Genomic DNA, 20,602 nt, shown 5'->3' with positions numbered 1-20,602 from the left:
GCGGCCACGCCGCACCGGAAACCGGGTCAGATACTGCGCTTGCCGGACAGGTTCAGTGTCAGCTCGAGCAGGCCGGTCCAGGGATCCTGGTCCTTGCCGCCCTTGATGGCGCTGTCCACGGCGCGGGCGCGTAATAACAGGCTTTCCAGCTGGCGCGGGCGCAGGCGCGACAGTGCCGCCTGCACCAGTGGCTGGCGTTTCTGGATGCGCACCAGGCGCGCGAGCTGCTGCCCCTGATCGAGCTTTTCACCGATTTCGAGCAGGCTGCGGATTTCCCGCGCCAGGGCCCAGAGCACCACCGGCGCCTCCACACCTTCGGCGCGCAGGCCGTGCAGGGTTTTGACCGCCGCATCGGCATCGGCGGCGAGTGCCCTGTCGATCAGCCCGAAGACATCGTAGCGGGCGGAACTGGCCACTGCATCGCTCATGGTGGCGGCGGTAATCAGGTTGTCGGTACTGAGCAGTTTGAGTTTTTCGATTTCCTGGCTGGCGGCGAGCAGGTTGCCTTCCACCCGCGAGGCCAGGATCTGGATCGCTTCCGGTTCCGCGTCGAGCCCGGCGGCGCGCAGGCGCTGGTGAATCCAGCGCGGCATTTCCTGGGCGTCCACCGGCCACACCTGGATCAGCGCGCCTTTCTGGTCCAGTGCTTTTACCCACTTGCTGTTGAGCTGCGAGCGATCGAGTTTGGGCAGCACCAGTAGTAGCACCAGATCGTCACCGGCCAGCGCCGCGAACTCCTGCAGCGCCTTGCTGCCCTTGTCGCCGGGCTTGCCACCGGGCAGGCGCACTTCGATGACTTTCTTTTCCGCGAACAGCGACATGCTGCCGGCGGAGGCGATCAACTGGCCCCAATCAAAATTGTTTTCCGCGTGCAGGAGTTCGCGTTCGCTGAAGCCAGCGTTGCGCGCGGCGGCGCGGATACTGTCGCAGCACTCCTGCACCAGCAGGGGCTCGTCGCCGGAAACGATATAGATCGGCAGCAGCCCCTTGTTCAGGCTCTGGGGCAATTGCCTCGGATTAATTCGCATGCGCTCGGCGCCCTAGTAGCTTTTATCTTCTGCCGGTGCATTGACGTCGATGCGGCGCAGGCGGTCGATGATGCGGCCGATCAGCTCGCGGCGCATTTCCTCGCGCAGCAGCCGCTCTTCCTCGCCTTTACTGACGACTTCGTTGTCATTCCATTCCAGCGTGCGGTAGACGTCTGCTTCGGCATTGTTCAACAGCACGTTGCCAGCGCGGTCTTCCACGCTGTAGGTGGCGCTGGTGATCAGTTCGTATTCCGATGCGCGCCCCTTGGCATCGACAGAGACGATGCGCTTGCGCTCCACCTCTTTATGAATAGTCAGCGCGTAGTCCGCCTCCAACGGCGATTCCGCCATGGGGATACCGCCGTTCTGCAGTAGCCGGGTCATTTCGGCGGCGACGTCGCTGCGCGGATCCTCGGTGGCGATATACAGTTTGCTGCCTGGCGGGAAGTTTTTCGGTGCACCGCGCAGGTGCCAGCCACAACCGCCGAGGATTGTAGTGATGAGAATACCGATAAGGGCTTGGCTGAATATTTTTTTCATTGTTTTCGCGAATAGAATTGGTAATTGAGTTTTTGCGGCCGAGTGCCGCCGGTAACTGCCTGCAGCCCCGGCGCATCGCCAAAGATCAGTTTGTCGTCAGCGATGGTGACGATCTGGGCGATCTGCTGGCCCTTGCCGGGCAGCTGTATGCCGCCACTTTCCAGGATGCGGACGTCGATATCCATTTCCCGCGCGGATGCGCCACGCGCGGTGGAAACGGAGTTGCCGAGGCGGTATTTCCCGCGGGACACGACTTCGACGCCCGTGGACTGTTTACAGGCAGCATCGGCGTAGAAAACCGACTTTGCCGCGTAGGCGCCATCGGCGGAGAAGTTACTGGTAATCTGCAGGTAATTACCCGAGGCTTTTTTACACAGGCTCAGCCACTGGCCGGGCAACGCCTTTTCCAGCGTTGCGGCCTCGGTCTGGCTGGCGGACAGTAGGCCCGCCGCCAGGATTGTCATCAGGTATTTCACTGCCAGATTCCCCCCGAAAGTTGCACTTCTCCGGCGACGGCACCGGGGCACATCACTTGGCAACAATGTTGACCAGCTTGCCCGGAACCACAATCACTTTGCGCACTGTGGCGTCGCCGATAAATTTTTGGACGTTGTCGTTGGACAACGCCATCTTCTCCAGGGTTTCCTTGTCGGCCTCTGCCGGGGCTTCCAGCTTCGCGCGCACCTTGCCATTGACCTGCACCACCAGGGTGATGCTGGAGCGCACCAGGGCGTTTTCATCCACCAGCGGCCACTGGGCATCCACCAGCGATGTGTCGTTACCCAGTGCTTGCCACAGCTGGTGGCAGATATGCGGGGTGACCGGAGCCAGCAGCAGTATCGCGGCCTGCAGGGCCTCTCGCTCCACCGCCAGGCCCTGTTCACTGTCGCGCTCGGCCAGCTTGCCCACTTCGTTCAGCAGCTCCATCACCGCGGCGATGGCGGTATTGAAAGTCTGGCGGCGGCCGTAGTCGTCGCCGACTTTCTGGATGGTCTCGTGGGTTTTGCGGCGCAGTTGCTGCTGCTTGTCGGTCAGCGCCTTTTCGTCGAACTGCGGGCCGCCGTCGCCGGCGGCATTGTGGGCGTGCACGGTTTTCCACAGCTTGCGCAGGAAGCGGCTGGCGCCCTCGACGCCGGCATCGTGCCACTCGAGGGTCTGCTCGGGCGGCGCGGCGAACATGGTGAACAGGCGCACGGTATCGGCACCGTACTGTTCTACCGCGGCGTGCGGGTCGATACCGTTGTTCTTGGACTTGGACATCTTCACCACTCCGCCGGCGATGACTTCTTCGCCGCTGGCGCGCTCGACCGCTTTGATCGGCTTGCCCTTGTCATCGCGTTCGACGTCGACATCGGACGGGTTGATCCAGGTCTTGTGGCCTTTCTCTTCCTTGTAGAAAGATTCCGCCAGCACCATGCCCTGGCACAGCAGCTGCTTGAACGGCTCGTCACTATCGACCAGGCCCTCGTCGCGCATCAGCTTGTGGAAGAAGCGCGCGTACAGCAGGTGCAGGATGGCGTGTTCGATACCGCCAACATACTGGTCCACCGGCAGCCAGTAGTTGGCGCGCTCCGGATCCAGCATGCCCTGTTCGAAATCGGGGCAGGTGTAGCGGGCGTAGTACCAGCTGGACTCCATGAAGGTGTCGAAAGTATCGGTTTCGCGCTCCACCGGCTCGCCGTTCAGCGTGTCTTTGCGCCACTCGGGATCGGCTTTGATCGGCGACTGCACGCCGTCCAGCTCCACATTTTCCGGCAGCAGGATCGGCAGCTTGTCCGCGGGCACCGGGATCTCGCCGCCGTCGGGCAGGTTGAACATCGGAATCGGTGCGCCCCAGTAGCGCTGGCGGGATACACCCCAGTCGCGCAGGCGGTAGTTGGTAGTCACGCGGCCCTTGCCGGCGGACTCCAGTGCGGCGGCGATGGCGTCGAAGGCGGCCTGGAAGTCGAGACCGTCGAAACCGCCGGAATTCACCAGTACACCTTTCTCGGTAAAGGCTTCCTTGTCCAGGTCGATCGCTTCGCCATTGGCCGGGGCTACCACCTGCTCGATCGGCAGGTTGTACTTGCGCGCGAATTCCCAGTCGCGCTGGTCGTGGGCGGGCACCGCCATCACCGCGCCGGAACCGTAATCCATCAGCACGTAGTTGGCGACCCATACCGGCACTTCTTCGCCGGTGATCGGGTGGATGGCCACCAGGCCGGTGTCCATGCCTTTCTTGTCCATGGTGGCCATATCGGCCTCGGACAGGGACTGCTTCTTGCACTCGGCGATGAACGCCTTCAGTTCCGGGTTGCTCTCGGCCAGTTCCAGAGCGATCGGGTGCTCGGCGGCCAGGGACACGTAGGTCACACCCATCAGGGTGTCCGGACGGGTGGTGTAGACGTCAAAGTGGTCTACGCCGGCGATGGTTTTCGGCAGGGCGAAAGAGAGTTCCACACCCTTGCTCTTGCCGATCCAGTTGCGCTGCATGGTGCGCACCTGCTCCGGCCAGTGGGGCAGCTTGTCCAGGTCGGACAGCAGCTCTTCCGCGTAATCGGTAATCTTGATGAACCACTGCGCCAGTTCGCGGCGCTCCACGGTGGTGCCGCAACGCCAGCAGCAGCCGTCCTCGACCTGCTCGTTGGCCAGCACGGTGGCGTCGTGGGGGCACCAGTTCACGGCGGAGTTCTTCTTGTATACCAGGCCCTTTTCGTACAGGCGGGTGAAGAACCACTGTTCCCAGCGGTAGTAGGAGGGCTGGCAAGTGGCCAGCTCGCGCGACCAGTCGAAACCGAAGCCCAGGGCTTTCAGCTGACCCTTCATGTAGTCGATATTGGCGTAGGTCCACTTGGCCGGTGCCGTTTTGTTCTGGATCGCGGCGTTTTCCGCTGGCAGGCCGAAGGCATCCCAGCCCATCGGATGCAGCACATTCTTGCCCTGCATACGCTGGTAGCGGGTGATCACATCGGTGATGGTGTAGTTGCGCACATGACCCATATGCAGCTTGCCGCTGGGGTAGGGGAACATGGACAGGCAGTAGAATTTTTCCTTGCTGGCGTCCTCGGTCACTTCAAAGCTCTTCTGTTCTTCCCAGAACTGCTGGGCTGAGGCTTCGACTGCGGAGGGGTTGTACTGCTCTTCCATCGGTTGGGAACCTATACTCTGTGATCTGAATTAGCGGGGAAAACCGTGTAATTACCCTGTAGATGCGGCCCGCGGCTGCGATCCTGCGCACTCGGCGAAGTTGATCTGCATCAGGGATCTATAAACAAGCATCGGTTAGGATGCGTAAACGCGGAATTATATGAGGGATGCCATGACGAAGGAACCGAAGTTGCCACCGGAAGAGGATCTGGCGGAAGAGTTGCGCAAAGATCTGGAGGATCTGGTCGAGGGGGAGTTGGCGGTGGAAGACCTGACGGCCAATAAAGTGGCCTTTCTTCGCGCCTGGCTAAAGGATGACCTGCACCGCGCCGCAGACTACCTGCGCGGACTCGGCGGCGAAGTGCAGACCCTGGAGGAGCGGACTGGCGACTGGTTGCTGGACGCGGCCGATCCCACCGAGACCGCCTGGCCCAACCTGATGCGCTGTATCAAGACCGGGCAGCCCTGGGCGCTGGCGGGAGAGAAGGTCAAGGCCGGTGAGGAACTGCAGTGCCTAGGCTGCGGCTACCGGGCGCTGCCGCCGGCGGATACCCAGATCACTCCCTGCCACCGATGCGGCTACGGCTGTTTCCGGCAGATCGAGGGCGGCCTGGAAGACTGATGGAGTGGCACACGACCCTGACGGCGCTGGTCATGCCACCGCTATTGCCGCTACTGGGCCTCTCGCTGGCGTTTGCGCTGTGGTGTTTCCCCGCTTCATCCCTGTTCGCCAAACTGTCACTCCCGGTGGCTATCCTCTCTTTCGCCGTCCTGTGGGTCAGCGCGACGCCGGTGTTTTCCGCCTGGATGGGGCAGCGGCTTGCCGGCGCCAATGTGCGGGATGCGGATGTGGTACCGCAGGCGGTGGTTATACTGGGTGGCGGTCGTTACCGGAATGAGAAGAGCGGTAACGAAAGGTTGTCCGCGACCAGCCTCGAGCGGATTGTCTGGGCGGCGCAGAAGGCGCCGGGCCATCTGCCATTGCTGGTTGCCGGCGGGCGGGTGTATGCCGAGGAGCGGGCCCCGGAGGCGGCGCTGATGGCCGACCTGCTGCAGGAAAGTTTCGGCAGGTCAGTGACTTGGCGCGAGAATTGCAGCCGTACCACGGCGGAGAACGCCGTCAATGCGTCCGCGCTGCTGCACGACTCCGGTGTCGAGAGTGTGGTGCTGGTCACCCACTGGTGGCACATGCCCCGGGCGGCAGAACTGTTCGCCCGCGCCGGCTTGCAGGTTCGGCCACTGCCGGTGGGCAGTGTCGATGAATTGCTGCCGCGGGCCCAGAGTGGCCTGCTGCGCTGGTTGCCCAGCGCAGCGGCGATGTTGCGCACTCAGGTGTACTGGCGCGAGCTGCTGGCGCGGGCCTGGTACTACTGGCGGCCTTTGCCGCCAGCGCGGAACCATTGCCCGATTGACGGCTCATAAAAACTGTTGGCCGCAACCCGCTTTATAATCCGGGTCACAATGCGACCTTGTCCCGCTCCATTGCGGAGCATAAGATGGCGGCCGCCACGGCGGTGTCCTGCTGCAGATTGTCGATTTGGAGTAGCGGCTGTGGACAAAATAAGAAAAAACGAGGTACTAACGAGATGACGGGTATCCCTGCATCCTTTTCCCCTATTCAATTGCACAACCGTCTGAACCGCCCTGTGTGGATCGGTTTCCGGCGCGCGGTACAGAGCGGCCGAGAGATGGTCTTCCTGTGTGCGGGAACAGAGGGAACCGCTCAAGTGAGCAAGAATTTCGAGACGTTTGCCGGACAGATAGTGCGTGAATTCCGTATCAATCCGGCGGATGTGGATTTTGTCGAACTGCGTTTCGAGGGCGACGAGCGCCACTGGTACCGCTGGCATGCCCAGTGGGTGGGGTCGGCGCCGATGGAGTGCCGGGTCGAGCCGGTGACGGGCGAGTCCGGTCGTCGTTATCTCGCCGAGGTTCTGGAGCGCACCGTACAGGCGGCGTAATCCGGAGGGTGGGAAGGCTGAATCAGGCGCGCGCCTTGCGCGCTTGACCATTCTTCTGCAGCAGGTCGGCCAGGGCGGCTTCCAGGGTTGGAAACTGGAAGCTGTAGCCACTGTCCAGGGCGGTGCGTGGTTCCATTTTCTGACTCGCCAGCAGCAGCTCTTCCGCCATTTCCCCAAACATTATCTTCAGCACCCACGCCGGTGTCCGCATCAGGCTCGGGCGGTGTAGCTGTTTGCCCAATAGCCGGGCAAAGCTGTTGTTGGTGACGGCTTCCGGGGCACAGGCATTGAACGGTACGCACAGGTGCCGGTCGATGGCGTGCAGCATCAGCCCCACGATATCCTGCTCGTGAATCCAGCTCATCCACTGCTCGCCGGATCCCATAGGGCCGCCGACGCCCAGCCGGAAGGCCGGGAGCATCTGCGTCAGGGCGCCGCCCCGGGTTGAGAGGACAATGGCTGTGCGCATGATGCCGACACAGATGCCGGCTTGCTGAAGGGGTAGGGTGGCCGCTTCCCAGTCGCGGCAGAGCTGCGCGGCAAAGCCGCCGCCGGGCGCACTGTTTTCGCGCAGCAGGTCGCCACCGCGATCGCCGTAATAGCCCACGGCGGAGCCGGACAGGAAGTAGCGCGGGCGCTGCGCCTGGGACAGCGACCAGCGCACCAGCTTTTCCGTGGTTTCCAGGCGGGAGCTGCGGATCTCTTCGCGGCGTTTGTCTGACCAGCGGTGGCTAATCGGTTCGCCGGCCAGGTTGACCACGACATCCACAGGCGCTTTGACATCTGTCAGGTTGCGGCAGCCCTGCGCCGCTTCACCGCACAGCTTGTGCACCTTGTCCGGCCGCCGGCTGAGGACTGTCAGGGTGTCGCCCCGCGCCAGCCACTGCAGGCAAAACAGTCGGCCGATAAGACCTGTGCCGCCGCTGATTAAACAATGCATAGATGAAGGCATCCTTGCCGTCGATTCATTATCCCTCGAGCATAGCAGTCAAACCCAGATATGACGGGCCCTAGCGGCGGTTGACGCTTTTTTAGTGCTGTTTGGGTGGGAGCCCGCAAGCTGCAGCCGGCTGTGGCGCCGGCTTTGCCTTTGTGGGGTCAATCAGTGATTTCGCCGGCGAGTCTGGTCTCGGGGTTTACTCGCCGCTGTCGCTGTAACAGCAGTGCGATCGCCAGCATCGGCAGGGCCAGGGCAAAGACCAGTGAAATACCTGCCAGCATGAACGGCGTGCTGCCGCGCATGGCGGTCACCTTGCCGGTGAGCGTGGCGCGCTCGAACTGGGGGAGTTGTTCCACAATGTGGCCGTGCGGGTCGACGATGGCGGTCACGCCGGTGTTGGTGCCGCGCACCAGGTAGCGGCCGGTCTCCAGCGCGCGCATCTGGGCCATCTGCATGTGCTGGAGCGGGCCGATGGAGTCGCCGAACCAGGCGTCGTTGCTGATGGTCAGCAATACCTGCGCATTGAGGGCGCTGTCGGCGACCAGGCGCGGGTAGACGATTTCATAGCAGATCAGCGGTGCCCAGCTGACGCCCCCGGCGTGCAGTGGTTGCTGGTCTTCCGGCCCGGAGCGGATGAACGAGGTGGGCAGGTCGAAGAATTCGATGGTTCCGCGTATCCAGTCTTCCAGCGGCACGTATTCGCCGAAGGGCACCAGGTGGCGCTTGTGGTAGACCTGGGGGCTGCGCCCGAACACGGCGGCGGAATTGTGGATCACCGTGCGGGGAGGCTCGCCGGCGGCGGGTTTGCTGTCGTAGAGCACGCCGCTGATGAGGTCAATCTGAGTTTGCTCCGCGTTGCGCTGCAGGGCCTGCATCAGGTTGTTGGCGCGATGGTACAGCAGGGGCAGCGCTGCCTCCGGCCAGATAATCACGTCCACGCCCTGTTTGCTCAGCGCGCGGGTGGCAGTCTGGTAGCGATTGATGGTCTCGCCGCGAAACTCCGGCAGCCATTTTTTCTCCTGCGGGATATTCGCCTGTACCAGCCCGACGGTGATTGCATTGCCGTCAGGATGGGTCCAGGAAACCTGCTGTAGCAGGGCGCCCGCGGGCCACAGCAGCAGCGCGGTCAGCACCAGTGAGAAATTGGCCGGGTGTTGCAGCGGGGTCAGCTGCCGCTTCGCCAGCAGCGCAATCACGGCGCCGCTGAAAGCGAGAATCAGGCCGATACCGTAGACGCTGAGTACCGGCGCCCAGCCCGCCAGCCAGGTATTCAGGTGGGCGTAACCGGCGAACAACCAGGGAAATCCGGTGAAAATCCAGCTGCGCAGCCATTCGTTCAGGAACCAGAGTGCGGCAAAAGCGAGGGCAAAACTGAAAGGCTGGGGAGTAAAGCGGCCGAGGAAGTAAAACGGCAGGGCCAGCAATAGCGCCAGGATGCCGACAAAGGCACCGGTCAGCAGCAGGCCGAGGGCTACCGAGGAGCCGCCGAAGTGGGTGATGGACACGTACACCCAGGAACCGCCGGTGGCAAAAAGGCCGATACCATAGCAGAACGCCAGCCACAGGCTGCTGCGGCCGGGTAGTGTCTGGCCCTGAGCCGCGTGCAGAAACAGCCCGGCGAACAGGGACAGCGACAGCAGGCCGCAGCCCCAGAGATCGTACGGGGCGAAAGACAGTGTGAGCAGTCCGCCGGCGGCCGCGCTGGCGAGTGAGAAAAGTAACTTGCGCATAGAGGTTGGTATTCCGCGGTGCGCCGGGGCGCACCCTACTGTCTCTCGAGTTCCGTCAGCCGTCTTCCTGCGCTGATCTTTCCAGGCGGCTGACGCGCAACAGGTGAATCTGCCGGTTGTCTGCGTAAAGGACGCGGAACATGAAGTTCGCCAGGCGGGTCACTTCGTCGCGTCCCGGCAAATGGCCGAAGGACTGCATGATCAACCCGCCAACGGTGTCGAATTCTTCTTCGCTGAGCTCGCATTCGAAGTATTCGTTGAAATCTTCGATGGGGGTGAGCGCTTTGACGATAAAGTCATTGTCACCCACTTTGCGGATAAAGCTGTCCGCCTCTTCCTCGTCCGTCTCGTCTTCGATTTCGCCGACGATTTCCTCGAGGATGTCTTCAATGGTGACTACGCCGGATACACCGCCATATTCATCTATGACCACGGCCATGTGGTAGCGGTTCTCGCGGAACTCGCGCAACAGGATATTCAGGCGTTTGCTTTCCGGGATGATATTGGCCGGCCGGATGGTCTCTTCGAGGCTGAAATCCTCGATGCCTTTGAGCACCAGCGGCAGCAGGTCCTTGGCCAGTAGTACACCGCGGATATCATCGATACTTTCGCCGATGACCGGAAAGCGGGAGTGGCCGGATTCGATAATCTTCGGAAGGAATTCTTCGGGCTTGTCCTGCAGGCTAACGACGACCATCTGCGAGCGCGGAATCATGATTTCGCGCACCTGCTGACTGGAGACGTCCAGTGCGCCCTCGATGATGGACAGGGCCTCCGCGTCTACCAGCTGGTTTTCTGCGGCGTCCTTGATGATATCCAGCAGCTCATCGCGGGATTTCGGTTCGGTTGAAAAAGCGCCGAGGAGCTTTTCCAGCCAGTTCTTTTCTCCCGATCGGGGCTTGCCGGACGAGTGGCTACTTGGGGGTTCGTCTGTGGTCATGGATGTGGCCATGCTCCGGATTTCTCTCTTCTCTACTCTAGTTAATGACTGGTAGTGCCCTGTGGACGCCCAGTCAGTCCTGTTTCTCTGCGGGCTGATAGGGGTCGGCAATGCCCAGCCCGGCGAGCAATTCCGTTTCCAGGCTCTCCATCACCTCCGCATCGCTGTCGTCGATGTGGTCGTAACCCAGAAGGTGCAGTGTGCCATGGACCACCATATGTGCCCAGTGCGCGGCCGCCGGTTTGTGTTGTTGTTGCGCTTCCGAGGCGACAACCGGTGCGCAGATCACAAGATCACCCAAAAGTGGGAGATCCAGGTCCTCGGGGATTTCGGCGGGGAAGGACAGAACATTGGTTGGCTTGTCTTTGCCGCGATACTGGTGGTTCAGCTGCTGGCTTTCTTCTTCGTCGACAATCCGCACGGTCAGTTCCACGGTGTCGAGACGGTCGCGCACAGCGGCGAGCACCCAATGCCGGATCTGGTCATCGGTGGGCAAATCGGTGCAGCGGCTGGCCCGCTGCACATCGAGCAGTAGTTCTGTCATGGTGGCAGTCACACGAAGCGGCGGCGGTCAGGCCGCGTCTTCGCCCCGGCTGCGCGCCAGGGCTTCGCGCTCCGCTTCGTGGGCGTCGTAGGCCTCGACGATCCGCTGTACCAGCGGATGGCGGACCACGTCTTTGGCGCCGAAGTGGGTAAAGCTGATGCCGTTGACCTTGTCGAGAACCTCGATGGCGTGACGCAGCCCGGAAGCCTGCCCGCGGGGCAGGTCGATCTGGCTGGGGTCACCGGTGATCACCGCCGTGGAGCCGAACCCGATACGGGTCAGGAACATTTTCATTTGCTCGCGGGTGGTGTTCTGGCTTTCATCCAGGATCACGAAGGCGTTGTTCAGGGTGCGGCCACGCATGTACGCCAGCGGGGCAACCTCGATCACATTGCGCTCGATCAGCTTGCCGACAGTCTCGAACCCGAGCATCTCGAAGAGGGCGTCGTACAGTGGGCGCAGGTAGGGGTCAACCTTCTGGCTGAGGTCGCCGGGCAGGAAACCGAGTTTTTCGCCGGCTTCCACCGCGGGGCGCACCAGCAGGATACGTTCAACTTCGTCTTTCAGCAGCGCTTCCACGGCGCAGGCTACTGCCAGGTAGGTCTTGCCGGTACCGGCCGGCCCGATGCCGAAATTGATATCGTTGGTCTGAACTGCACGCACATACTTACGCTGATTCACGCCGCGCGGGCGCACCGAGCACTTTTTGGTGCGGATCAGGACTACCTGTTCCGTCTCTCCCTCACCGTTGTCGGCGTCTTTTGCCAGCAACTCCTCGACACCCGACTGCTGCAGGGCCAGGTGAATTTCATCCGGCGTCAGGTGGTCCTCGCTGCCGGTTTCCTTGTACAGGGAACTCAATATTTCACCAGCTGCGCGGGCAGACTTGGGCTCGCCGTAGAAGGCAAACTCATTGCCGCGATTGCGGATCTCGATATCCAATCGCTGTTCAATCTGGCGCAGGTGTTGATCGAATTGGCCACAGAGGTTGGCCAGGCGGCGGGCGTCGTTGGGCTCAAGGGTGATACTGTGAGCGAGAGTATGTGTTTCCAAATTGGTTTCCGTGCACCTTTATCAGGAAGTTTCACTGCTAGGGTATACCCATTCTCCCAGTAGGGGAAAGAGCGGTTTGTGACGAATAGGTTCTAAAGCAGGAAATATTTTATAACAGGTAGGTATTACAGGACGAGGAGTCATCTCTTCCCTCCCGAGCGCCGCAGCGGGGTTTAGCCCGCTGCGGCGGAGAGATCACGATGCCCGTCAATCCAGCGGGCCATCCAGTTCGGAGGCTACCAGGGTGCCGCGCAGGGAGTTTGGCAGCGCTTCCTCGATGACCACGTCGGCGAAGTTACCGATCAATGCCAGGTCGTCTGCGCGGAAGTTGACCACACGGTTGTTTTCGGTCCGCCCCTGCAGCTGGCCGGGATCCTTCTTCGATACGCCGGTTACCAGGACGCGCTCGGTGTTGCCTACCATGCGCCGGGCGATGGCCGCGGCCTGCTGGTTGATGCGGTTTTGCAGCAGTTGCAGGCGCTGCTTTTTCACGTCTTCCGGTGTGTCGTCCGGCAGGTCGGCGGCCGGGGTGCCCGGGCGCGGAGAGTAGATGAAGCTGAAGGAAATATCGAAACCCACTTCCTGAATCAGGTTCATGGTGGCTTCGAAGTCCCGCTCGGTCTCGCCGGGGAAGCCGACAATAAAGTCGGATGACAGGCAGATATCCGGGCGGATCTTCTTCAGGCGGCGGATTTTGGATTTGTACTCCAGGGCTGTGTGGCCGCGTTTCATCGCCATCAGGATGCGGTCGGAGCCGCTCTGAACCGGCAGGTGCAGATGGTTCACCAGTTCCGGCACTTCGGCGTAGACGTCGATCAGGGCATCGGAAAATTCCACCGGGTGGGAGGTGGTGTAGCGGATGCGGTCGATACCGTCGACGGCGGCCACATAGGTGATCAGCTCGGCGAAGTCGACGATCTGGCCGTCCTCCCCGGGAGCGCGGTAGGCGTTTACGTTCTGGCCCAGCAGGTTGACCTCGCGCACACCCTGGTCGGCCAGGTGGGCGACTTCTTCCAGCACATCGGCCACCGGGCGGCTGACCTCTTCGCCGCGGGTATAGGGCACAACGCAGAAAGTACAGTACTTGGAGCAGCCCTCCATAATGGACACGAACGCGCTGGCGCCTTCGGCCTCAGGTTGCGGCAGGCGGTCGAATTTCTCGATTTCCGGAAAGGTCACATCCACGACCACGGCACCGTTCTTCTGCTCGCGGGTCTCCATCATCTCAGGCAGGCGATGCAGGGTCTGCGGGCCGAAAATCAGATCCACGTAGGGCGCTCGCTTGGAGATCGCCTCGCCTTCCTGGCTGGCGACGCAGCCGCCGACGCCGATGACGAGATCGGGGTTTTTTTCCTTCAGGTGCTTCCAGCGGCCCAGTTGGTGGAACAATTTTTCCTGAGCTTTCTCACGGATAGAACAGGTGTTGACCAGCAGCACATCCGCGTCTTCCGGATCGTCGGTGGGCACCATAGCGTGGGACTCGCCGAGCAGGTCGCGCATGCGCGCGGAGTCATACTCGTTCATCTGGCAGCCGTGGGTCTTGATATAGAGCTTTTTCACCCGTGTCTGAGACGTGGTTTCGGACGGATCGGAAGACATAGCGAACCTGGTTAAAAACTGGTCAGTTAAAAAGGTGGGGCATTATAGCGACCCCGCTCCGGACTGCATAGACGGGCCTCTATTAGAGTGCTAACCTTCCGCGCTTTTTCGGGCCGACCCCGCCCGCTGTTAAGGCGGCACTTCGTGTGCGAGCCAGCGACCAGCCGGACACGACTGGTACTAAACTGCGGGGCAGCTCCGTACCGAGTCTAGAATCCACAGGGGAGTCCCCCTTTTCTGAGAGTCCTATGGCCAACCCTATTTACAAAGTCATCTTCCACAACCAGAACCAGGTGTACGAACTCTACGCCCGGGCCATCTATCAGAGCGATATGTATGGCTTCATCGAAGTGGAGGAATTTGTCTTTGGCGAGAAGTCACAGCTGGTGGTGGATCCCAGTGAAGAGAAACTGAAGACCGAGTTTGCGTCGGTGACCCGCTCTTATATTCCGATGCACAGTATCGTGCGCATCGATGAAGTAGAGAAAGAGGGCACGGGCAAGATTGTCGAGGTCAAGGGCGACAAGGTCGCCAAATTTCCCTTCCCCGCACCGATGCAACCGCCGGTCGATACCGAGTAAGTTTCCGCGGCGGCACGGTCCTGTGCCGCCCGACCACCCCGGTTGCCGGGGCTTCCACTGCTCTCCATCCCGCACCCGATCCGGGCAATTTGGCGCTCGGTTGTTTCTGTTCCTTTCCTCGTCATTCCCCGTGTGGCGCGAAATTGCACTGTCATAGACGCCAAATTCCTCGTTTAGGTAACGCTTTATCGCATCACCGTCACACTGCTGGCAGGACAGCTATTCTCAAAGTTAAGGGAAATTTTTGTTTTCCCGGAAATGCCGTGGGCAGTCCGGAGAAAGCGAAACAGAACCGATGCCTAAAATGTAGTGGATGTCTTTTAGGTGATGTCATGACGTCAATACCGGCAACCAGAGCGGCGATTTCCGCTCTGAAACTCGAAGAGCGCGTCGAGCGCGACGTAAAAGCAGGCATACCCGAGATCGATCGCGACAGTCATACCGAAAGTGAAGAGAGCCTTCGGTCTTATGTTGTCCGGGAGATAATCGGCAAGGTGCACGAAAACCGGCAAACGGAACTCGATGAACAGGTCGAAGCGAGGAACGAGGTCGGTATCCGCCAGATTTACCAGGATATAAGAAACACCGAAACGGTCATTGGTAAAAGAGTCGCGAGCCGCTTCTCGGTACTGGCGCAGGATCTCAAGAGGACCGCCAGGGAGTTGTCCTCAACGCGGGCTGATCTCGAGATATTCAAGCACAGGAATGGCCTCACCAGGGATGCCGTGTTCAGAAGCTCCAAGGTTCTCCACTATTCCGTAATATTTTTAATCGTCATTTTTGAAACGGCCCTGAATTCCTTCTTCCTATCGAAGGGCAGCGAACTCGGTCTCGTGGGGGGATTCTTTCAGGCATTCATCCTCTCGCTGGTCAATCTCGGTCTCGCGGCCTTTGCCGCCATCGCGCTGCGGAATTGCTTCCACCGCAATGTGCTGCGCAAGCTGGCCTCGTTCTCCGTACTGGCGGGCATCGGTGCGCTCGCCGTTGCATTCGTCCTCGGCGTCGGCCACTACCGGGAAGCGCTGGAACTGAACCCGTTTATTGCCTCCAAGCTGGCGATGATGAACCTGTGGGGCGATCCGCTGGGAATCCACGATTTCAACTCCTGGACCATGGTCATCGTCAGTGCCATCGCACTGATACTGCTGACGGCCAAGTTTTTTGTCGTCGACGACCGCTATCCGGGATATACGGAAATTACCCGCAGAGCCAAAGACCTGCAGTCGCGCTGGAACGGCATCTGCGCCGATGCCATCGACGAAATCAATGAGGTGGCGGAGAGGACTCAGCAGGAACTATCGGAAAAGGAAAAGGAGATTCGCTCCCAGTTCATCCAGTTCAAGGGGAGCATCGAGCGGAGCGAAGAGATCCGCTGTCACTATGAAGAGGATATCGTTAAAGCGCAGGGACTGCTGGATGAGCTGATTCGCTACTACCAGTCCCACTCCGCGCGCATGATGAACCGGCGCGCGGCCTATTTCGGCGAGCTCCTCAGGTTCGAACTGGACAAGCTGCCGAAGCTGAATACAACCGGCCTCGAGCAGCACAAGAAAGACCTTTCCGTCTTTGACGAGATCCTGCAGGTTCTGGACGAGACCTACGCCGAGTCCATCGGTGCGATCAACCGCAAGTGCGAGGCGGTGCAGGGCGAGCTGAGCGCCCTCGTCGGCAGTATCGAGCGGGACAACGGCCTGGGCGGCATGTAATGAGGAAAGTGCGCGGCGGCCTGTCGGCCGAGGATAAACGGGGGGTTGTCATCTTCGCGACCGGAATAGCAATTCTGGTTGCACTGGCTATTTTTGTGTTCCAGGTGATCCGGTCTCCGGAAAAGGATTACGACCGGGTGACACTGTGCAACGAGCATCTGCACAGGCACGCGCATCAGTTGCTGATCATCGATGTGTCCGACGCGCTGTCTGCCCATCAGGAACATTTCCTGCGCACGCATATTTCGGATCTGCTTGAGGCGGCCAGGGTGAATGACCGATTTTCAATATTTGTGCTCGACGAAAAGTACAACGGTCTATCCGATCCGGTCATTGATCTGTGCAAGCCGAAATCCGCGGAAGACGTCGATATGCTGACTTCCAACCGGACTTTCGTGCAGGAGCTTTACCGCGAGCGTTTCGAGGTGCCGTTGGAAAAGGCCATTGCCTCGGCGGTGACTTCCGGTGATCAGCAGGTCTCGCCCATTTACGAGGCGCTGTCGGATGTGGTCGCCCTGAAGCGGATCGATCCACGCGCCGATGAGGTCGACCTGACGATTGTCAGTGACATGATTCAGAACTCCCGCGCGGGGTCCGTATTCAGTAGCGGTGCGGCGGCCATCGACCGGCTGCCGTCGATCGACCTGCGCCGGGCCAAGACCCGTGTGTTCTGGCTGGACCGGGAGAAATACCGGAAATACCAGACCCCGGAACTGGAGACCAGCTGGGTGGATTATCTCGGCAGTGTCTCCCGGTTTGAGCAGATCGAGAAGGTGCGGAATTAGCGGGAGAGTCTCCCACTCCGGTATCCGTGCAAAGAAATGGCTACTCTGTATCTAGCCGGCAGTGCCGGCGGCTCTTTCTCGGCTGCAATAAATACTTCATAAAAACGGCCACTTTTTGTAAAAAAACTCAAGCAAGGTATCGCAAACTGCCACTTGGAACCTTGCCATGAGCAACCGCTACCGAGCACTGTGGATTTCTGATGTTCACCTGGGCAGCCGTGACAGCGAGCCACAACGGCTGGCGGATTTTCTCGCCCAGAACCGCGCCGATACCGTTTATCTGGTCGGCGACATCTTCGATATGAAAGCACTGGCACAGGGCCGCGGCAGCTGGTGCCAGTCGTCGTCACTGCTGCTGGAGATGCTGGCGGAGCTCAGCAGCAAGACCCCCGAAGTCATCTATATCCCCGGTAATCATGACGCGCCGATGCGCAGCTGGGCCGGCAAGCGCCTCGGCAATATTCGCGTGGAGCGCGACTGGGTACATACCGCTGCGGATGGCCGGCGTTACTGGGTGACCCACGGCGACCAGTTCGAGCACCAGATCGATATCAACCCCATCAGCTATCACATTGGCGACCGGAGCTACTACCTGATGTTGCGCCTGAATCGCTGGATCAATTACTGGCGCGGGCGCTTTGACAAGCCCTGGTGGTCGCTGGCGAACCACGTCAAAAGCCGAGTGCAGGCGGCGCGCCGCCTGATGCGCAGCTTTGAGGAAATCGCCATTCGTGAAACCGGCCGCCGCGGCCTGGACGGCGTTATCTGTGGCCACATACACCGGGCCGCCGTGCGCCACAGCGATGTGAGCGGGCGGGGCGTGATTTATGCAAACTGCGGCGACTGGGTGGATTCCATGAGTGCAGTGGTGGAAAAACACGACGGCAGCCTGGAACTGCTCCACTGGCACCGCGCACCAAAGATTGCGCGCATCATGACTGAGGCGGTAGCGGCATGATTCAACTGGATAGCCTGCTGCAGGGGAACGACTGGTACAGCGCCGCACCGCAAAAACCGACGCGCAAGCTGGTTTCGGCAACATTGAAGAAAATCTGTTGCGAGCAGCAACTACAGGAATTCGGTCGGCGTTACCCGCACCTGGGCGGCCTGGATTTTATCCGCCAGGTATTCGCCTACTTTGATTTTCACTACGATCTCAACCCGCTGGAGCTGGAGCGCATTCCGCAAACCGGACCGCTGGTTATCGTCTCCAATCATCCGCTGGGCAGCCTCGACGGACTAGCACTGATCGATATGGTGGCGCGGGTGCGCCGGGATGTGAAAGCGGTCGCGAGCCAGTTGTTGTGGAATATCGGGCCACTGCGCGATTACTTGCTGCCGGTGGACAATTTCAACGGGCGCACACGCCGTGGCGATGTCGAGGGCATTTACGGACACCTGCACACCGGCGGCGCCATCATCGTATTTCCCGCGGGGGAGGTGTCCCGGCTAACGCCCCAGGGCGTGCGCGACGGGCGCTGGAATCCGGGCTTTGCCCGTTTTGCGGAAAAAACCGGTGCGCCGATACTGCCGGTGCAGGTACGCGGGCGCAATTCGCTGTGGTTTTACGGCCTGTCCATGGTCAACAAGCCACTATCGACCCTGTGGCTGATCCGGGAGATGTTCAAACAGGCAAAGCGCAGTATCGATATCCGCATTGGCAGCCCGGTCGAAGCGGAGCACTTCAGCCAGTGGCCCTTGACGCCGCGTGCCCAGGCGCGTCTGTGGCGCAACCACGTCTACCGCTTACACAAATCGCCACGGCCGCTGGGCCCGGAATTGATCGCCGCGGCGGAGTCGACGGAAGACGTCGCGCGGGTCATGGGCAGTTGCGCGACACTGGTGGAGCAGGGCGAGTATGCGGTCAAACTGTACCGGCAGCGGCCGGACTGCCCGGTGATGCGCGAGCTGTCGCGCAGCCGCGAAATCGCCTTCCGCGCCGTTGGTGAGGGCACTGGGCTGAGTCGCGATTGGGATGCCTTCGACGCCCACTACGATCACCTGCTGTTGTGGGACAGTAACCGCGCGCGCATTGCCGGTGCCTATCGCCTGGCGAAAACCGAGGGGCTGGATCCGGAACAGATCTACAGCAGTACTTTGTTCAACTACCCGCGCCCGCCACAACAGAGTCTGCCGGGATCGGCGGAACTCGGGCGCAGCTTCCTGTTGCCCGAATACTGGCGCGGCCGCGGTCTGGACCTGCTCTGGTGCGGTATCGGTCAGTGGATTGCACGCAACGAGGTGCGCTATCTGTTCGGACCGGTATCCATGCCGGGTAATTTTTCTGCCCGGGCAAAGTCTGCGATCGTGCGGTATTTCCTCCATCACTTTGCCACCGACAATCCACTCGGCGACGCGCGCCTGCCGTTCGCGGAGGCCCGCGACGATCTGCCGGCCCTGATTGGGGAAGCCGGCGCGGACATGGTGCAGCTGAAGCAGATCCTGAAGGAAGAGGGGGTGATGTTGCCCCCACTCTTCAAGAAGTACACGGCGGTGACCAAGCCCGGTGGAACCAGTTTCCACGCATTCAATGTGGATCCGGATTTCTGCGATTCCGTGGATGGGCTGGTCGTGGTCGACCTGGAGCAGGTGGATCCGAAGTTTGCCCGGCGCTACCTCGGCGCCTGAACAGCCCGTCTCGATCATGAGCGGCCAGCGGCCGCTCATGCACTCCTGCCGAATATTGAAGATGCCCGGGCGTTCTTCCCCGGGCAGGGCTTACAGCGATTCCAGTTGCTTGCGCACACTCGCCAGTTTCACGCACAGCACAAATACCGACATGGCCGTATCCAGTTCTTCCAGTGGCGGGAAGCTCGGGGCGATGCGGATATTGCGGTCCTCGGGATCCTTGCCGTAGGGGAAAGTGGCACCGGCCGGGGTCAATTTGACGCCGGCGTCGGCGGCCAGCTTGACGACTGCGGCGGCGCAGCCCGGGCGTGTACTGAACGAGACGAAATAGCCGCCCCTGGGCTCTTCCCACTCACCCAGATCCGAGTCGCCGAAGGCCTGATTCAGTTGGTTGAGTACACACTCGAACTTCGGTTTGAGGATCTGCGCGTGCTTCTGCATATGGGCTTTCAGCATGGTGAACTCAGCAAAGAAGCGCGAGTGGCGCAACTGGTTCACCTTATCCGGGCCGATGGTCATGGCCTGCATTTGCTTTTTCAGCGAAGCGAGGTTGGCGGCGCTGGCACTGACAAACGCCACGCCGGCGCCCGCGTGGGTGACCTTGGAGGTTGAGGCGAACTGCAGCACGGAATCCGCAGTGTCATTTTCCAGAGTGGCAGAGCGGATGCTGGGCAAATTGACCTGGTGCTCCAGGTCGTGGATTGCGTAGGCGTTGTCCCAGAAAATGCGGAAACCCGGGTTGGCAATCTGGGCCAGGCACGCGAGCCGATCGACGGTTTCCTTGCTGTAGGTCACGCCAGTCGGGTTGGAAAATTTGGGCACACACCAGATGCCGATGATCTCCTGGTCGTCGCGCACCAGTGCTTCCGCGACATCCATGTCCGGACCGTGCTCGGTCATCGGAACATTGACCATGCCGATCCCCAGCTGTTCGCAGATAGAGAAATGGCGGTCGTAGCCGGGTACCGGACAGAGGAATTTAGGCGCCTGCATTTCCCGCCAGGGCGTGTTGCCGGCGAAACCGAACAGGTAACCGGTGAGCACCGCGTGATACATCATGGTCAGCGAGCTGTTGCCGCCGGCCATGACCTCTTCGCTGGGGACCTGCAGTATGTCGGCGCCCAGATTGCGGGCACAGGCGAGGCCGTCGATACCGCCGTAGTTACGGGTGTCCGTGCCGTCCGCCGCGCGGTAATCACCATTCAGGATCCCGTCCAGCTTGTCCGACAGGTGGAGCTGATCCGCTGACGGCTTGCCACGGGTAATATCCAGGTTCAGTTCGTGCTGGCAAATGCGCTGGTACTGCGCACTCAGTTCTTTTTCCCACTCTTGCAACTGGTCGCGTCTGGCGGAGTCGATATGCACGGTTCATCCTCGGTTGGCCATTGGGAGCGGCGAGCTTAGCAGCCACAGGCGGGCCTCGTCAGCTCCCATGTGGTGA

19 protein-coding genes are annotated in these 20,602 nt (G+C 60.8%); 8 read left to right on the top strand and 11 right to left on the bottom strand.

All coding sequences use genetic code 11. The features are described from left to right. Positions 1-26 precede the first annotated feature (26 nt). From holA to leuS, 4 genes are read right to left on the bottom strand one after another with little or no spacing between them, the layout of a single operon-like run. Positions 27-1,028 (bottom strand): DNA polymerase III subunit delta, encoded by a 1,002-nt coding sequence (gene holA, locus IG168_RS01620; RefSeq protein WP_193161385.1) that lies wholly within the window; start codon positions 1,026-1,028, stop codon positions 27-29. A gap of 12 nt (positions 1,029-1,040) precedes the next feature. Next, positions 1,041-1,568, bottom strand: coding sequence for an LPS-assembly lipoprotein LptE (locus IG168_RS01615; RefSeq protein ID WP_193161384.1), 528 nt, complete (start codon positions 1,566-1,568; stop codon positions 1,041-1,043). After that, positions 1,565-2,044 carry a hypothetical protein gene (locus IG168_RS01610; protein ID WP_193161383.1) on the bottom strand — a complete coding sequence of 160 codons (480 nt, stop codon included), beginning with the start codon at positions 2,042-2,044 and terminating at the stop codon, positions 1,565-1,567. The genes IG168_RS01615 and IG168_RS01610 overlap by 4 nt, the downstream gene beginning before the upstream one ends. A gap of 52 nt (positions 2,045-2,096) precedes the next feature. After that, positions 2,097-4,694 carry a leucine--tRNA ligase gene (gene leuS / locus IG168_RS01605; protein WP_193161382.1) on the bottom strand — a complete coding sequence of 866 codons (2,598 nt, stop codon included), beginning with the start codon at positions 4,692-4,694 and terminating at the stop codon, positions 2,097-2,099. A 172-nt stretch (positions 4,695-4,866) separates the two neighbouring features. Here leuS and IG168_RS01600 point away from each other — a divergent pair, with 172 nt between their 5' ends. From IG168_RS01600 to IG168_RS20560, 3 genes are all read left to right on the top strand, one after another. Further along, positions 4,867-5,316 carry a zinc ribbon-containing protein gene (locus IG168_RS01600; protein ID WP_193161381.1) on the top strand — a complete coding sequence of 150 codons (450 nt, stop codon included), beginning with the start codon at positions 4,867-4,869 and terminating at the stop codon, positions 5,314-5,316. After that, positions 5,316-6,116 (top strand): YdcF family protein, encoded by an 801-nt coding sequence (locus tag IG168_RS01595; protein WP_226876404.1) that lies wholly within the window; start codon positions 5,316-5,318, stop codon positions 6,114-6,116. Before IG168_RS01600 ends, IG168_RS01595 begins: the two co-directional genes overlap by 1 nt. 305 nt (positions 6,117-6,421) lie before the next feature. Next, on the top strand, positions 6,422-6,655 hold the full coding sequence (locus IG168_RS20560) for a hypothetical protein (RefSeq protein ID WP_226876403.1): 234 nt from the start codon (positions 6,422-6,424) through the stop codon (positions 6,653-6,655). Positions 6,656-6,677: 22 nt separating this feature from the next. Here the strand turns inward: IG168_RS20560 and IG168_RS01585 are convergent, their stop codons facing one another. The 6 genes from IG168_RS01585 to miaB all read right to left on the bottom strand — a co-directional run bounded on the left by IG168_RS01585 (position 6,678) and on the right by miaB (position 13,461). Next, positions 6,678-7,595, bottom strand: coding sequence for a TIGR01777 family oxidoreductase (locus IG168_RS01585; RefSeq protein ID WP_193161379.1), 918 nt, complete (start codon positions 7,593-7,595; stop codon positions 6,678-6,680). A 158-nt stretch (positions 7,596-7,753) separates the two neighbouring features. Further along, positions 7,754-9,325, bottom strand: coding sequence for an apolipoprotein N-acyltransferase (gene lnt / locus IG168_RS01580; RefSeq protein WP_193161378.1), 1,572 nt, complete (start codon positions 9,323-9,325; stop codon positions 7,754-7,756). Between the two features lie 55 nt (positions 9,326-9,380). Next, on the bottom strand, positions 9,381-10,277 hold the full coding sequence (locus IG168_RS01575) for an HlyC/CorC family transporter (protein ID WP_193161377.1): 897 nt from the start codon (positions 10,275-10,277) through the stop codon (positions 9,381-9,383). Between the two features lie 61 nt (positions 10,278-10,338). Then, the gene (gene ybeY, locus IG168_RS01570) at positions 10,339-10,809 is read right to left on the bottom strand and encodes an rRNA maturation RNase YbeY (protein ID WP_193161376.1); all 471 of its coding nucleotides are present in this window, start codon (positions 10,807-10,809) and stop codon (positions 10,339-10,341) included. A gap of 27 nt (positions 10,810-10,836) precedes the next feature. Continuing rightward, positions 10,837-11,862: a PhoH family protein gene (locus tag IG168_RS01565; RefSeq protein ID WP_193161375.1), complete on the bottom strand. Its 1,026-nt coding sequence runs from the start codon at positions 11,860-11,862 to the stop codon at positions 10,837-10,839. Positions 11,863-12,069: 207 nt separating this feature from the next. Next, positions 12,070-13,461, bottom strand: coding sequence for a tRNA (N6-isopentenyl adenosine(37)-C2)-methylthiotransferase MiaB (gene miaB, locus IG168_RS01560; protein ID WP_193161374.1), 1,392 nt, complete (start codon positions 13,459-13,461; stop codon positions 12,070-12,072). 248 nt (positions 13,462-13,709) lie between these two features. On the opposite strand from miaB, the gene IG168_RS01555 reads away from it, so the two are divergent. The 5 genes from IG168_RS01555 to IG168_RS01535 all read left to right on the top strand — a co-directional run bounded on the left by IG168_RS01555 (position 13,710) and on the right by IG168_RS01535 (position 19,161). Then, complete coding sequence (locus IG168_RS01555; protein ID WP_193161373.1) at positions 13,710-14,042, top strand: DUF1820 family protein; 333 nt, start codon at positions 13,710-13,712, stop codon at positions 14,040-14,042. Between the two features lie 332 nt (positions 14,043-14,374). Further along, positions 14,375-15,748 carry a hypothetical protein gene (locus tag IG168_RS01550; protein WP_193161372.1) on the top strand — a complete coding sequence of 458 codons (1,374 nt, stop codon included), beginning with the start codon at positions 14,375-14,377 and terminating at the stop codon, positions 15,746-15,748. Further along, the gene (locus IG168_RS01545; protein WP_193161371.1) at positions 15,748-16,533 is read left to right on the top strand and encodes a hypothetical protein; all 786 of its coding nucleotides are present in this window, start codon (positions 15,748-15,750) and stop codon (positions 16,531-16,533) included. Before IG168_RS01550 ends, IG168_RS01545 begins: the two co-directional genes overlap by 1 nt. Before the next feature lie 166 nt (positions 16,534-16,699). After that, a complete protein-coding gene (locus IG168_RS01540) occupies positions 16,700-17,491 on the top strand; it encodes a UDP-2,3-diacylglucosamine diphosphatase (protein WP_193161370.1) in 792 nt (263 codons plus the stop codon). After that, positions 17,488-19,161, top strand: a complete 1,674-nt coding sequence (locus tag IG168_RS01535; RefSeq protein ID WP_193161369.1) for a lysophospholipid acyltransferase family protein — start codon at positions 17,488-17,490, stop codon at positions 19,159-19,161. Before IG168_RS01540 ends, IG168_RS01535 begins: the two co-directional genes overlap by 4 nt. Positions 19,162-19,251: 90 nt before the next feature. Here IG168_RS01535 and IG168_RS01530 read toward each other — a convergent pair whose 3' ends face one another. Then, complete coding sequence (locus IG168_RS01530) at positions 19,252-20,526, bottom strand: aminotransferase class I/II-fold pyridoxal phosphate-dependent enzyme (RefSeq protein ID WP_193161368.1); 1,275 nt, start codon at positions 20,524-20,526, stop codon at positions 19,252-19,254. Positions 20,527-20,602 lie beyond the last annotated feature (76 nt).

Source organism: Microbulbifer hainanensis (assembly GCF_014904735.1).
GTDB classification, from domain to species: Bacteria; Pseudomonadota; Gammaproteobacteria; order Pseudomonadales; family Cellvibrionaceae; genus Microbulbifer; species Microbulbifer hainanensis.
Note: the sequence above shows the minus strand (reverse complement) of the source record. Positions and strands in the feature narration are given on the sequence as shown.

What these genes read in the sequence shown, in the direction of transcription:
- IG168_RS01595 (WP_226876404.1), top strand. Translation starts at nt 5,316, where the DNA reads ATGGAGTGGCACACGACCCTGACGGCGCTGGTCATGCCACCGCTATTG.
- IG168_RS01555 (WP_193161373.1), top strand. Translation starts at nt 13,710, where the DNA reads ATGGCCAACCCTATTTACAAAGTCATCTTCCACAACCAGAACCAGGTG.
- lnt (WP_193161378.1), bottom strand. Translation starts at nt 9,325, where the DNA reads ATGCGCAAGTTACTTTTCTCACTCGCCAGCGCGGCCGCCGGCGGACTG.
- IG168_RS01585 (WP_193161379.1), bottom strand. Translation starts at nt 7,595, where the DNA reads ATGCATTGTTTAATCAGCGGCGGCACAGGTCTTATCGGCCGACTGTTT.
- IG168_RS01600 (WP_193161381.1), top strand. Translation starts at nt 4,867, where the DNA reads ATGACGAAGGAACCGAAGTTGCCACCGGAAGAGGATCTGGCGGAAGAG.
- holA (WP_193161385.1), bottom strand. Translation starts at nt 1,028, where the DNA reads ATGCGAATTAATCCGAGGCAATTGCCCCAGAGCCTGAACAAGGGGCTG.
- IG168_RS01535 (WP_193161369.1), top strand. Translation starts at nt 17,488, where the DNA reads ATGATTCAACTGGATAGCCTGCTGCAGGGGAACGACTGGTACAGCGCC.
- miaB (WP_193161374.1), bottom strand. Translation starts at nt 13,461, where the DNA reads ATGTCTTCCGATCCGTCCGAAACCACGTCTCAGACACGGGTGAAAAAG.
- IG168_RS01540 (WP_193161370.1), top strand. Translation starts at nt 16,700, where the DNA reads ATGAGCAACCGCTACCGAGCACTGTGGATTTCTGATGTTCACCTGGGC.
- IG168_RS01615 (WP_193161384.1), bottom strand. Translation starts at nt 1,568, where the DNA reads ATGAAAAAAATATTCAGCCAAGCCCTTATCGGTATTCTCATCACTACA.
- ybeY (WP_193161376.1), bottom strand. Translation starts at nt 10,809, where the DNA reads ATGACAGAACTACTGCTCGATGTGCAGCGGGCCAGCCGCTGCACCGAT.
- leuS (WP_193161382.1), bottom strand. Translation starts at nt 4,694, where the DNA reads ATGGAAGAGCAGTACAACCCCTCCGCAGTCGAAGCCTCAGCCCAGCAG.
- IG168_RS01575 (WP_193161377.1), bottom strand. Translation starts at nt 10,277, where the DNA reads ATGGCCACATCCATGACCACAGACGAACCCCCAAGTAGCCACTCGTCC.
- IG168_RS01545 (WP_193161371.1), top strand. Translation starts at nt 15,748, where the DNA reads ATGAGGAAAGTGCGCGGCGGCCTGTCGGCCGAGGATAAACGGGGGGTT.
- IG168_RS01550 (WP_193161372.1), top strand. Translation starts at nt 14,375, where the DNA reads ATGACGTCAATACCGGCAACCAGAGCGGCGATTTCCGCTCTGAAACTC.